The 12,409-nt window shown below is 67.4% G+C and carries 15 protein-coding genes; 11 read left to right on the top strand and 4 right to left on the bottom strand.

Annotated features, from left to right (window positions below; translation table 11 throughout):
- Positions 1–37 precede the first annotated feature (37 nt).
- Entirely contained in the window at positions 38–259 is a 222-nt protein-coding gene (rpmE, locus tag G5B40_RS08465; protein ID WP_165097469.1) for a 50S ribosomal protein L31, read from the bottom strand.
- Between the two features lie 153 nt (positions 260–412).
- On the opposite strand from rpmE, the gene G5B40_RS08460 reads away from it, so the two are divergent.
- The 3 genes from G5B40_RS08460 to G5B40_RS08450 all read left to right on the top strand — a co-directional run bounded on the left by G5B40_RS08460 (position 413) and on the right by G5B40_RS08450 (position 2,517).
- Complete coding sequence (locus tag G5B40_RS08460) at positions 413–1,351, top strand: serine/threonine dehydratase (RefSeq protein WP_165097467.1); 939 nt, start codon at positions 413–415, stop codon at positions 1,349–1,351.
- An 88-nt stretch (positions 1,352–1,439) separates the two neighbouring features.
- Positions 1,440–2,057 carry a TetR/AcrR family transcriptional regulator gene (locus G5B40_RS08455; protein ID WP_165097465.1) on the top strand — a complete coding sequence of 206 codons (618 nt, stop codon included), beginning with the start codon at positions 1,440–1,442 and terminating at the stop codon, positions 2,055–2,057.
- Positions 2,050–2,517 (top strand): SRPBCC family protein, encoded by a 468-nt coding sequence (locus G5B40_RS08450; RefSeq protein WP_165097463.1) that lies wholly within the window; start codon positions 2,050–2,052, stop codon positions 2,515–2,517. The genes G5B40_RS08455 and G5B40_RS08450 overlap by 8 nt, the downstream gene beginning before the upstream one ends.
- Positions 2,518–2,629: 112 nt before the next feature.
- Here G5B40_RS08450 and G5B40_RS08445 read toward each other — a convergent pair whose 3' ends face one another.
- Complete coding sequence (locus tag G5B40_RS08445) at positions 2,630–2,827, bottom strand: CsbD family protein (protein WP_165097461.1); 198 nt, start codon at positions 2,825–2,827, stop codon at positions 2,630–2,632.
- A gap of 128 nt (positions 2,828–2,955) precedes the next feature.
- Positions 2,956–3,972, bottom strand: a complete 1,017-nt coding sequence (locus tag G5B40_RS08440; RefSeq protein WP_165097459.1) for a ribose-phosphate pyrophosphokinase — start codon at positions 3,970–3,972, stop codon at positions 2,956–2,958.
- 114 nt (positions 3,973–4,086) lie between these two features.
- Here G5B40_RS08440 and G5B40_RS08435 point away from each other — a divergent pair, with 114 nt between their 5' ends.
- Together G5B40_RS08435 and G5B40_RS08430 are read left to right on the top strand one after the other, a co-directional pair.
- A complete protein-coding gene (locus G5B40_RS08435; protein ID WP_165097456.1) occupies positions 4,087–4,692 on the top strand; it encodes a 2-hydroxychromene-2-carboxylate isomerase in 606 nt (201 codons plus the stop codon).
- Between the two features lie 2 nt (positions 4,693–4,694).
- Positions 4,695–5,537 carry an alpha/beta fold hydrolase gene (locus G5B40_RS08430; RefSeq protein WP_165097453.1) on the top strand — a complete coding sequence of 281 codons (843 nt, stop codon included), beginning with the start codon at positions 4,695–4,697 and terminating at the stop codon, positions 5,535–5,537.
- Between the two features lie 9 nt (positions 5,538–5,546).
- Here the strand turns inward: G5B40_RS08430 and G5B40_RS08425 are convergent, their stop codons facing one another.
- A complete protein-coding gene (locus G5B40_RS08425; protein WP_165097450.1) occupies positions 5,547–6,569 on the bottom strand; it encodes a lipid A deacylase LpxR family protein in 1,023 nt (340 codons plus the stop codon).
- A gap of 236 nt (positions 6,570–6,805) precedes the next feature.
- Between G5B40_RS08425 and G5B40_RS08420 the strand changes: the two genes are divergently transcribed.
- The 6 genes from G5B40_RS08420 (at position 6,806) to otnC (ending at position 12,409) form a co-directional block, all read left to right on the top strand.
- On the top strand, positions 6,806–7,801 hold the full coding sequence (locus G5B40_RS08420) for an MDR family oxidoreductase (protein ID WP_165097434.1): 996 nt from the start codon (positions 6,806–6,808) through the stop codon (positions 7,799–7,801).
- A gap of 94 nt (positions 7,802–7,895) precedes the next feature.
- Positions 7,896–8,483, top strand: a complete 588-nt coding sequence (gene rsmD, locus G5B40_RS08415) for a 16S rRNA (guanine(966)-N(2))-methyltransferase RsmD (RefSeq protein ID WP_165097432.1) — start codon at positions 7,896–7,898, stop codon at positions 8,481–8,483.
- 60 nt (positions 8,484–8,543) lie between these two features.
- Positions 8,544–9,032: a peroxiredoxin gene (locus tag G5B40_RS08410; protein WP_165097430.1), complete on the top strand. Its 489-nt coding sequence runs from the start codon at positions 8,544–8,546 to the stop codon at positions 9,030–9,032.
- Between the two features lie 577 nt (positions 9,033–9,609).
- Entirely contained in the window at positions 9,610–10,503 is an 894-nt protein-coding gene (ltnD, locus tag G5B40_RS08405) for an L-threonate dehydrogenase (RefSeq protein ID WP_165097428.1), read from the top strand.
- Positions 10,503–11,771 (top strand): 3-oxo-tetronate kinase, encoded by a 1,269-nt coding sequence (gene otnK / locus G5B40_RS08400; RefSeq protein WP_165097426.1) that lies wholly within the window; start codon positions 10,503–10,505, stop codon positions 11,769–11,771. Before ltnD ends, otnK begins: the two co-directional genes overlap by 1 nt.
- A complete protein-coding gene (gene otnC, locus G5B40_RS08395; protein WP_165097424.1) occupies positions 11,768–12,409 on the top strand; it encodes a 3-oxo-tetronate 4-phosphate decarboxylase in 642 nt (213 codons plus the stop codon). The genes otnK and otnC overlap by 4 nt, the downstream gene beginning before the upstream one ends.

Raw genomic sequence — 12,409 nt, 5'->3', positions numbered from 1 at the left:
GAAAAGCAGCCTGCGTCGCTCGGCCGCGTCGGCTTTCTCAGAAGCCGAAGCCCTCGAATTTCTTCTTAAACCGGGTCACACGTCCGCCAGTGTCCATCAGCCGCTGGTTGCCGCCGGTCCAGGCCGGATGCGCAGAGGGGTCGATGTCCAGCGTGAGAGTCGCGTTCTCTTCGCCATAGGTGGAGCGCATCTTCACGACGTCGCCGCTCAACAGCTTGACGTCGATGAAGTGGTAATCCGGGTGAATGTCTTTTTTCATCGGTTCAGGTCCTGATTTCCGGCGCGGATTTCCGACCCGCGCCTCGTATCGAACTGCGCCGTATAGAGAACCCGCGAGGGCGGGGCAAGACCCGCGGAGCGCACTTGCGTTCGCGGCGCGGGCCGTGATGATCCGGCGGAAAAGGAGCCCCAGATGAGCGTCACACTCGCCGATATTCTCGAAGCCGAAGCCGCGATCCGCCCGCATGTCCGGCGCACGCCGGTTATGGAGGTGGACCCGGCGGATTTCGGTATCGAATGGCGTGGCCGGATTTCGCTCAAGCTCGAATGCATGCAGCATACTGGCAGTTTCAAGGCGCGCGGCGCCTTCGCGACCCTGTTGACGCCGCCTGACGACCGACGCCCGGCGGTCGCGGTGTCCGGCGGCAATCACGGCGCCGCGGTCGCCTATGCGGCCGGCGCGCTCGGTCTGGAGGCGACGATCTTCGTTCCGGAATATGCTCCGAGGCGGAAGCTCGACAGAATTCGTTCCTATGGGCCTGATCTCCGCGTCGTCGGGGACACCATCGCCGAAACGATGAACGCCTATCGCGCCCACTTGGATGAGACGGGCGCGCGCGCCGTGCACCCATACGACGCGCCGCTGACGGTTGCGGGGCAGGGAACCGTCGGGCTGGAATGGATGGAGCAGGCGCCCGATATGGATGCGGTGCTGGTGGCGATCGGCGGCGGCGGGCTGATCTCCGGCGTCGGGGTCGCGATGGCGGCGGGGCCTATGGTGATCGGCGTCGAGCCGGTCGGCGCCGCCTGCGCGCACGAAGCGAGACGCGTCGGCGCGCCGGTGGAGGCGGTTCCGACCTCATTCGCCAAGGACAGTCTTGGCGCGCCGGCGCTCGGGACATTGACGCACGAGTTGATTGATGTGCATGTCGAAGACCTCGTGCTGGTCGAGGATGACGCGATCCGCGCTGCGCAGGCGATGCTCTGGCGGGTCTGTTCGGTGGCGGCGGAGCCGGGCGGGGCATGCGCCCTGGCGGCGCTGATTTCGGGCGTTGTGACGCCGGAGCCGGGGGCGCATATCGGCGTTCTGGTCTGCGGCGCGAATTTCGATCTGGGAACGCTCCCGGACTGAGCCGCCGCCTGGCCTTGTCGGCTCCGGTTTCTGGGTTCATAAAAAACCAACTGGTTGGTATGTAAAATCCGAAAAGCGGGCGAATCGTATGGTGAAGCGTGGAACGGCGCGGGAGAAGATTCTGAATGCGGCGCTGCGCGTCATTCGGAGCAAAGGCTACGCCGCGACCAGCGTCGATGAGCTCTGTGCGGCCGCGGGAGTGACCAAAGGCGCGTTCTTCCATCACTTCCCGTCCAAGGAGGCGCTGGCGGTCGCCGCAGCCGGACATTGGTCGGAGACGACGGGCGAGCTTTTCGCCGCCGCGCCCTATCACGCTCTTCCCGATCCGCTGGACCGTGTCTTCGGTTATCTCGATTTCCGTCGCGAACTGCTGAAGGGAAGGACGCCGGAGTTCACCTGTCTCGTCGGCGTGATGGCGCAGGAGGTCCATGTATGCAGCCCCGCGATCCGCGCCGCATGCGAGCGTTCGATCTGGGGCCATGCCAGGACGCTCGAATCCGATATCGAAGCCGCGATGAAGGCGCGCGGGGTGACGGGTTTCTGCGCGAGAAGCCTCGCTCTGCACACGCAATGCGTCATTCAGGGCGCTTTCATCCTCGCCAAGGCGAAGGGCGGGCCGGCGATCGCCGTCGAGAGCGTCGATCATCTGCGCCGCTACGTGGAACTGCTGTTTTCGACCGACACGAAGGAGAAATCCGATGACTGAAGAGAGCGACAGCCGCGTGCTCACGCTCGACCGGGTGCTCGACGCCCCCCGCGCCGCGATCTGGCGCTGCTGGACGGAGCCCGAACTTCTGAAGCGCTGGTTCTGCCCGCCGCCCGTCGTCGTCGCGCACGCTGAAATCGACTTGCGGGTTGGCGGCGGCAGCGTTGTGGTGATGCGGGGACCGGTCGGAAATGAAATGCCGGCGAGTGGCGTCTATCTCGAAATTGTTCCGGAGGAGAGGCTGGTCTTCACCGACGCTTTCGCACCCGGCTGGAGACCGTCCGAAGCGCCGTTCATGGTCGGTTCGATCGATCTGATGGACGAGGCGGGCGGCACGCGCTACATCGCCCGCGCTCGGCACTGGTCCGACGCCGACCGTGAACGCCACGAGGAGATGGGGTTTCACGAGGGTTGGGGGATCGCCGCGTCGCAACTGGAGACGCTTGCCCAGAGTTTATGATCGCGGCGACCGGCGGCGAACGGCGAATCGAGTGGCTTGGCGTCGTGCGCCAGGCGCGCGAGTCAAAGGCAGGGGCCGACCCGGCGGGCCGGCCCCTGTCGCTCGAATCACGTTACTGATTGGCGAGCCAGTTATCGACTTCGCGTTCGGCGTCGGCTTGCGCCTTGCCGTAGCGCTCCTGGATTTTGCCGACGAGCTGCTTGCGATTGCCTTGAATGACGTCGATATCGTCACTCGTGAGTTCGCCCCACTGCTTCTGGACGCCGCCCTTGAGCTGTTCCCACTTGCCTTCAATCTGATCGGAATTCATCGCGATTCTCCTTTTTTGCGTATGACTGACCACGCAGGGATGAGCCACACGGTGCGTGGTTGAAGGAGAAACGTTCGATCACTGTGATCGTTCCGCCGATCTTAACAATTCGGCGCGCCGGAGGCCCTTCAGTCGAATCTGTAGAACGCTTCGTAGATCGGGCCGAGCATCGCCTCGTCAAAGAGCGAGGAGACGGAGTTGCCGGCGGCGACGTTCAGCATCGCCTGCGCGAACAGCGGAGCGACGGAGACCACACGGATATTCTTCGCCGCCTTCACATCCGGCGTCGCCTGGATCGAGTCGGTGATGACGAGCGACTTCATCGAGGACGAGGTGATCCGCTCCACCGCAGGGCCGGAAAGCACGCCGTGGGTGATGTAGGAGTGAACTTCGGTCGCGCCCTGGCCCAACAGAAGGTCGCCCGCCTTGCAGAGCGTCCCGGCGGTGTCGCAGATATCGTCGACGATGATGCAGCGCCGCCCGGAGACGTCGCCGATCACGGTCATCGATTCGACCTCGCCCGGCGCGCCGCGGCGCTTGTCGACGATGGCGAGGCCGACTCCGATGCGCTTCGCCAACTCCCGCGCCCGCGCGACGCCGCCGACATCGGGGGATACGACGATGACGTCGTCGAGATCCTTGAAATGATGTTTCACATCCAGCGCGAATACCGGCGCGGCGTAAAGATTATCCACCGGCGTGTCGAAGAACCCCTGAATCTGTCCGGCGTGAAGGTCCATCGTCAGGACCCGGTCGACGCCGGCCTCAGTGAGCAGATTGGCGACCAGCTTCGCGCTGATCGGCGTCCGGGCGGCGGTCTTACGGTCCTGCCGCGCATAGCCGAAATAGGGCATGACGGCGGTGATGCGCTTGGCCGAGGCGCGGCGGAGCGCATCGGTGAGGATCAGGATCTCCATGAGATTGTCGTTCGCCGGTTTCGACGTCGACTGGATGACGAAAACCTCCTCGTTCCGGACATTGTCGTAGATCTCGACAAAGATCTCGCCATCGTTGAATTGTTCGACCCGGACATCCGCGAGCCGCACCGGCTCGCCCCTGTAGACGGAAATCCTTCGCGCCATCGCTTCTGCGAATTTGCGATTGGAGTTGCCGGCGATCATGCGGATGGAAATTTCAGGCTTCATCGGCGGCTCCCCTGATGCGCGCGCCGTTCCTCTAGCAGTCCGACGCGGGCTTGCAAAGTCCGCCATGCGCGGCAAGGTGCGGCGACTCCGACGACAATCAAGAGGGACGGCGCGATGGCGCATATCGACTATTATTTCACCCCGCTGTCGCCCTTCGCCTATCTCGCCGGCGACGGATTGGAGCGGATCGCGGCGAAGCACGGCGCGACGATCGCCTACAAACCGATCGATTTCGGACGAGCGATCGCGGCGGCCGGCGGGCTTCCGGTGGCGCAGCGCCCTCCCGCGCGGCAGGAATACCGGTTGCAGGAACTGCCGCGAATCGCGAAGCGCGCGGGGCTGTCGCTCACCCTCCATCCTGCGCACTGGCCAACTGACGGGACGCCGGCTTGCGCCGCGATTCTGGCGGCTGAGGCGATTGCAGGCGCGAGCGGAGGCGATGTCGGAGCGCTTGCGCGGCGTATTCTCGCCGCGTGCTGGGCCGAGGAACAGGACATCGCCGCGCCCGCCGTCATCGATGCGGCGCTCCGCGCCTCCGGGTTCGATCCCGTTGCGCTGGATCGAGAGGCCGGCGCCGCGCGAATCGGCCCCTTGACGGACGAGGCGATCGAGCGCGGCGTATTCGGGGCGCCGTTCTACATCGTGGCGGAGAGCGGGCAGAAATTCTGGGGTCAGGACCGGCTCGATTATCTGGACGCCCATCTCGCCGGCGAGTTCTGAGGATGAAGTTCACGCAGCGTATCATCGAAGTCGACGGCCATCGCGTCGGGGTGCTGGAGGCTGGCCCGGAAGCGGCGCCGCGCGTGATTCTCGCGCATTGTTCGCTCGCCTTCGCGGGGCTCTGGAGAATCGTGATGACGCAGCTGGCGGAACGCTGGCGCTGTGTCTCGATCGACATGCCGGGGCACGGCGTCTCGGACCGCGGCGACCGGGCGCTTTCGCTCCAGCTACAGGCGGTCGCCTATGTCGAGGGCGTGGCTGCGGCGACCGGGTCCGGGTCGGCCCATCTCGTCGGGCTTTCGCTCGGCGGCGCGGTGATGGGGCGGGTGGCGGTGAAGCGGCCCGATCTCACCTGGTCCCTCACTCTGATCGAGCCGGTCTATTTTCACCTTCTTTCCGCTCCGGGCGGGGAGGAGGACGAGGAAAACGCCCGCGCCATGGCTCCGGTCTATCGCGCCTGCGCCGACGGGCGCTTTCATGACGGCGCCCGCGCCTTCATGGAAGCCTGGGGCCAACCAGGGCAGTTCGACCGGATGCCGGAGGCGGCGCGCGACGCGGTGGCGCGCGCGCTCTCATTCCTCGTCGAGGATTTCGACATGGTTTCAGGTTGGCCCGAAGGGCAGATCGACGGGGATGCGCTCTCCACGATCAGAGCGCCGGTCCTGCTGATGCAGGGTGAGCGAACGCAGGCGTCCGCGAAGGCGATCCTTGACGTGATCCAGACGCGGCTGCCCGAAGCCGAAAGGGCCGAGATCGCCGGCGCCGGACATCTCAGCCCGGTTGACGATCCGACGGCGGTGGCCGCGCGTCTTTCGGCCTTCTTCGAGCGGATCGAACGCGCCTGACCCAGGTGGTCAGAAGCTTACGCGGAGGTTGAGCGCGCCGAACTGGTGATGGCCGAGCGCGCCGGTCCGGCGCTGGGCGGCGTATTCCTTCGACTCGATGACGTGTGTGTAACTGAGTTCGGCCGGCCCATATGAAAGCGACAGGCCGACGCCGACATCGCCGGTCAGACGCTCCGGCTCCGCTTCGCGGCTTTCGCTGAACAGCGGCCCCTCGATCAGCCCGGCATGGGCGATGGCGCGGCCTTCGACGCTGGCGAAAACGCTCCAGCCGAATCCGCTCTCCGGCGTGGCGACGCCGCCGCCGCTCGCGCCGCGCCTTCGGGCGGCGGGGCCAAAATCCTCAGCGTAATTCTGGCCGACCCGGAGCGAGAACCCGAGCGCGCCATAGGTATCGACATTGCCGGCCTCCATCCGGACATGCGGCAGAAACTCGGCTTTGAACCGCGCGCCGCCGATATCGAAGCGCCCCCCGAAACGGTGGATGTGCTGATAGTACAGGTCGACGGTCGGCTGCGCCCCGATCTGCGTCTCCCAACCCTCGGGCCGGGGCGAGCCGATCTGGCGGTGCAGCCGCTTCTGGACCAGTTCGGCCAGCGACGATGGACCGAGGACGCCGAGCCTGGCCCGAAAGATGTCGAGGCGCCTCTCTTGCTCCGCGGCGAGCCCGACATGGGCGTAGAGCCATCCGGCGTAGGGACGCTGGTCCGCCGCCGGCGCCGCGATGCGAATGTCGGGCGGCACGAAAATCGCCTGACCCGCACCCAGGATCATGCGCCATTCCGCTGTATCGTCGAGCAGCGGCGCGATGGCGCGCCGGATCGGCGTCAGCAGAGGCGGCGTCTCGCCGGGCGCGCTGGTGTATTCGCCGTGGACGCCACTCGTGTAGTGGTTGTCGGTCCCGGCGAAGACGTCGTTCTCGATGCCGAGGTAGACACTTCCATCCGTCGCATCTTCCGCCGCGACCATATGCAGGGGAACGAGGCTTGCGGCGGCCACGACAAGGATGCCGCTGCTGAGGCGGATGCTTCGCATCTGGCGTTCCTTCGATATTGTCGCCGCGCCGCCGCCGCCCATAGCGCGCCGCGGACGCTCGGTCTCCCAGTTTTCCGATAGGTACAACAACCAAACTCCGCGACGGTTCCCTCGCTCGACAGGGCCCGCGTCGATCCGTCTCACGAAGCCGCGTGTCGTCGCACCGACCAGGTTTGACAAAACCCGCTCCGGCCCGTTAGCTCCGCCCGGATTTCAGTCAGCGCCGGGAGGCCCGAATGCCCTTCACCGCCCTTCTTGTCGAAAAAGCCGAAGACGGCGCGATCAGCCAGAAACTGACGACGTTGGACGTCGACCGGTTGCCGGAGGGAGAGGTGCTGATCGACGTTGAATATTCGACGTTGAACTACAAGGATGGGCTCTGCCTGACCGGGGCGGGCGGACTCGTGCGAAACTTTCCGCATGTGCCGGGCATCGATTATGCGGGAACCGTCGCCGAGAGCAGCGACGCGCGCTACAAGCCAGGCGACAAGGTGGTGCTGACCGGATGGCGCGTCGGCGAGGTCGTCTGGGGCGGCTACGCGCAGAAGGCGCGGGCGAAAGCCGACTGGCTCGTGCCGTTGCCCGGCGGGCTGACGACGCGGCAGGCCATGGCTATCGGCACGGCCGGGCTGACCTCGATGCTGGCGGTCACGGCGTTGGAGGCGCACGGCCTCAGGCCCGGAAACGGCCCGGTTCTGGTCACCGGCGCGGCCGGCGGGGTAGGGTCGGTCGCCGTCGCGATCCTCGCGCATCTCGGCTACGAGGTCGCAGCGGTGACGGGCCGGCCAGAAACGGAGGATTACCTGCGCGGTCTCGGCGCTACGCGCATCGTGCCGCGCGAGGATCTCGCCGATGCGCCGACCCGGCCGCTGGACAAGGAAACCTGGACGGGCTGCGTCGACGCCGTTGGCGGGACGATGCTGGCGCGGGTTCTGACGCAGATGAAATATGGCGGCTCCGTTGCGGCGGTCGGGCTCGCCGGCGGCGCCAAGCTACCGGCGACTGTGGTCCCGTTTCTCCTGCGCGGTGTGAACATCCTCGGCATCGACAGCGTGATGCAGCCTTATGAGGCCCGGCTGGCCGCATGGCGGCGCCTCTCCACCGATCTGCCGCTCGAAAAGCTCGACGCGATGGTGGAGGAGGCGAAGCTGGCCGACTTGCCTGAGCTCGGCGCGGCGATCCTGAAGGGCGGCGTGAAGGGCCGCGTCGTCGTCGATGTGAAAGCCGGCTGAGGGCGATGCGCGAACCCGAAGCCGGTTTCGTTCGCGCGGCCCTCTTCGCGTTCGAAGCTCCCCGCGCCGGGCGCGGCGTCGTGAGTCCGGCGCCATGAGGGTGGTGGGCGGGGCGTTTCGCGGCCGCGCCCTCGCGGCGCCGGGGCGCGACTGGGGCGGCGCGGCGCATCTGCGCCCAACCTCGGACCGGGTTCGCGAAAGCATTTTCAACCTCCTCGCCCATGGCCCTTACGACGCCGCGCCCGAAGGGCGCCGCGTGCTCGATCTTTTCGCCGGCTCCGGCGCGCTTGGCGTCGAGGCGATGAGCCGGGGGGCGGCGCGGGCGGTTTTTGTCGACGATCATGCGCCTGCGCGCGCGCTGATCCGCGAGAACGTCGAACGCTTCGGCCTGACTGGATCGACGAAGATCTGGCGGCGCGACGCGACGCGGCTCGGGCCGCTCCGGGGCGAGGCGTTCGACCTGATCTTCCTCGACCCGCCTTATGGCGCCGGTCTGGCCGACGCCGCGCTCGCCTCGGCGGCGGAAGGAGGCTGGATCGCGCCGGCGGCGCTGATCGTGCTGGAGGAGGCGGCCTCGGCCGAAACGCCCGCGATCCTCGAAGCGCTGGATCGGCGCGCTTATGGCGAGTCGCGCATCACGATCGCGCGTATTCGTGATGCGGCGAATGGCGAGGGCGCGTGACAACGGGCGCGCCCCGGTTATAGTCCCGCCGACCGCAAAGCCGCAAAAGGAGCGCCGCCCATGTCCATCGCCGTCGGAGAGAAACTGCCGGAAGCGAAGCTAGTCGAACTTGGAGCGTCGGGCCCGGAAGCGGTCGCGGTCGCGGACCTGACCGGCGGGCGCAAGGTCGCGCTTTTCGCGGTGCCGGGCGCCTTCACCCCGACCTGTCACAACACACATGTGCCGAGTTTCGTGAAAGCGGCGGAGGCGCTTGGCGGCAAGGGTGTGGACGAGATCGTCTGCGTCTCGGTCAACGACCCCTTCGTCATGAAGGCTTGGGGAGAGGCGACGGGCGCGACGGCGGCGGGCATACGGATGCTGGCGGACCCGGAAAGCGCCTTCACCAAGGCGCTCGGCCTCGATTTCAGCGCGCCTCCCGCCGGGCTGATCGCGCGCTCGAAGCGGTATTCGATGCTGGTCGAAGATGGCGTCGTCAAGGTGCTGAACGTCGAGGACTCGCCTGGCGAGGCGGTGTGCTCGCTTGGCGAAGCGCTGGTCGACCAGATCTGACCCGCCGATCTGGCCGCTGCGCGGTCAGGCTGGACAGGCTCGCGTCGGAATCCAGCGCATGCGCGCGAGCGCGGCGTCGGCGCGCATGCGCTGGCCCGAATCTATTCTGCGGCTTGAGGACGGCGTCGCGCGCCCCGCGCCTAGTGTGGTGCGCGGGGGGGTGAGGCGCTTATGCGAATTCGCCGGATCGGCGAACGTCGTCAACGCCTGAGCGGGCGCCATCCGTCCGCCCATGAGATGATCGCGGCCTGCGGCGGCCGTTTCCTGTCGGTTCGGCGAAGGATTCGGGCGCGAAATTGCGCGACGCCCGCAACTCCCGGCGAGCGTCTCGACCATGTACGTGAAAATTGCTCGGCGGCCGGCGAAGGCGGGCGCCGTTTCAATCCCGGCTCATCCTGAACTGGCCGCTGGCGATTTCATGGCCGTTTTGAGAGACGCGTCAGGTTGGGGGCGTCGCGTGCCGCTTTTTCCGCCGCGCCCCTCGAAGCGGCGCGCGATGTGCATCCCTGGCGTTTTCCCCGACTTAGAACTGGTGTTAATTCGACGGTGGAGCGCCAAGGGGAGATGTGGAGCGAAAATGACAAAGATTGCGATTATCGGGCTCGGAGCGATGGGGGGCGGCATGGCGCGATCATGCCTCGCTGCGGGGTTGGAGGTTCATGGTTTCGACAGGGATGCTGACAGGACCGCCGCGTTCAGGGCGGCTGGCGGCGCGGAAGGGACGCTCGATGCAATCGCCGCCGGAATCGACATACTTGTCATCGTCGTAGTGAACGCCGCGCAGGTTGAAGAAGCGCTTTTCGGCCCGGAAGGCGTGGCGGCGCGGCTGCGGAAGGGGGCGGTCGTGGTCTCCTGCGTCACCATGGCGCCGGATCGGGCGCGCGAGTTCGCGGAACGCGCCGGGGCGCTCGGCCTTCATTATCTCGACGCGCCGATCTCCGGCGGCGCGGTCAAGGCTGCGGCTGGCGCGCTGTCGATCCTCGCCTCGGGTTCCGATGCGGCGTTCCGGACGGCGCGGCCGGCGCTCGACGCGATGGCGGAGACGGTTTTCGAGCTTGGCGAGGAATCCGGCGCCGGCAGCGCGATGAAGGCGATCAACCAGATGCTGGTCGGCGTTCATATCGCGGCGGCGGCCGAGGCGCTGACATTCGGCATGACGCAGGGCGTCGCGCCGCAAAAGACTCTGGAGGTGATCGCGAAATGCGCCGGCTCGAGCTGGGCGCTGCAGAATCGCGGTCCCCACATCGCCGCGGGCGATTACACGCCGCTCTCGGCGGTGGACATCTGGCTGAAGGATCTTGGCATCGTGCTCGACATCGCCAGTCGCGCGAAGTTTTCGGCGCCGCTGACGGCGGCGACACTGCAGCAGTTCGTCGCCGCGTCGGGGTCCGGCCTCGGGGGCGAGGACGATTCAGCGGTCGCAAAGGTCTACGCGCGGAACGCCGGGCTGACGCTGCCGGGAGACTCCTGATGCTGCTGGGCTGCGTCGGCGACGATTTCACCGGCTCGTCCGATCTCGCCAACACGCTGGCGAAGGGCGGGATGCGGGTGACACAGTATACCGGCGCGCCGGACGGGCCGGCGGGCGCCGATGTGGAGGCCGGAGTCGTGGCGTTGAAGTCGCGCACGCTTCCGAAGGACGCGGCCGTGCGTCAATCGCTCCACGCACTCGAATGGCTGGCGCGGCAGGGCTGCCGGCAATTCTTCTTCAAATACTGCTCCACCTTCGATTCGACGCCGGAGGGCAATATCGGTCCGGTCGCGGAGGCGATGGCCGCGGCGCTGGACGCGACTTCGGTGATCGTCTGTCCGGCGTTCCCGGCCGCCGGGCGCTCGGTCTATCAGGGGCATCTCTTCGTCGGTGACGCGTTGCTCTCGGAAAGCGGGATGCGAGACCATCCGTTGACGCCGATGACCGACAGCGACCTGCGGCGCTGGTTGGCGCGGCAAACCGCACTCGGCGTCGGCCATGTCGCGGCGCCGGTGGTGGCGCGGGGCGCCGCGGCGATCCTCGCGGCGCTGGAGGCGGAGGACGCGGCGGGGCGGCGGCTGATTGTCGTCGACGCGATTTCCGACGCCGACCTGATGGCGATCGGCGCGGCGGCTTCGGGGTTGAAGCTGGTGACCGGCGGCTCCGGCGTGGCGCTGGGCCTGCCGGAGAATTTTCGCCGCGCGGGACTTCTTTCCGGCGCCGGCGCCCAGTGGCGTGGGGTCGCGGGCCCGGCGGCGATCCTTTCCGGCTCCTGCTCAACCGCGACGCGCGGCCAAGTCGCCGCGCATCGCGGCCCGAAGCTGGAGATCCGCGCCGAGCAGGTCATGGCGGGCGAGATGACCGGGGTGAGCATCGCCGAATGGGCGCTGGTGGCGAAGGGAGGCGTCCCGCTCGTCTATTCGTCCGCCGAGCCGGAGACCGTGCACGCGGCGCAGGAAAGGTTCGGGCGCGAGGAAGTCGCGGCGGCGATCGAGCGGGTGATGGGCGAGGCCGCGGTCGGGCTTGTCGGCGGCGGCGTGCGCCGCCTCGTGACCGCGGGGGGCGAAACCTCGGGCGCGGTGGTGGAGGCGCTCGGTCTCGGCGCGCTGCGGATCGGGCCGGAAATCGACCCCGGCGTGCCGGCGCTGAAGGCCGAGGGGCGCGATCTGGCACTTGCGCTCAAATCGGGCAATTTCGGCGGCGCGGATTTCTTCGCCAGGGCGGTGGAGGCTCTTGGTCCGCGAACCGCGCCGGCGGGCGCGCCATGAGCGACGCGCTGCTTCGGGAGGCGATCTGCCGCTTCGCCGCTTCGCTTTATCGGCGCGGGCTGACGCCGGGCGCGTCGGGCAATATCTCCGCGCGCACCGGAGATGGCGGGCTGCTGGTCACGCCGACCGGGTCGAGTTTCGGCGCGCTCGATCCGGCGCGGCTTAGCCGGCTCGACGCCAGCGGCGCTCTTGTCGACGGCGACCCGCCAACCAAGGAGATGCCGCTCCATCAGGCGTTCTACGAGACGCGAAAGGGCGCCGGCGCGGTCGTGCATCTTCATTCGACGCATTCTGTCGCGCTTTCGATGTTGCCGGAGACCGACCCCGATTGTGTTCTGCCGCCGCTCACCGCCTATTCTGTCATGCGCCTTGGGCGGGTCAGATTGCTGCCCTATTTCCGCCCCGGCGATCCCGCTATGGGCGACGCCGTGCGCGGACTGGCGGGGCGCCGGTCCGCCGTCCTTCTCGCCAACCACGGGCCTGTGGTCGCCGGACGCGATCTGGAGGCCGCGGTCTGGGCGATGGAGGAGCTGGAAGAGACGGCGAAGCTGACCCTTCTGACTCGCGGCCTGGGTCCGGTCGGGCTGAATGACGCGCAGATCGCAGATATAGTGAAGCATTACGGCGTGGAGTGGTAG

This window comes from Pikeienuella piscinae (genome assembly GCF_011044155.1).
Taxonomy (GTDB): Bacteria; Pseudomonadota; Alphaproteobacteria; order Rhodobacterales; family Rhodobacteraceae; genus Pikeienuella; species Pikeienuella piscinae.
Note: the sequence above shows the minus strand (reverse complement) of the source record. Positions and strands in the feature narration are given on the sequence as shown.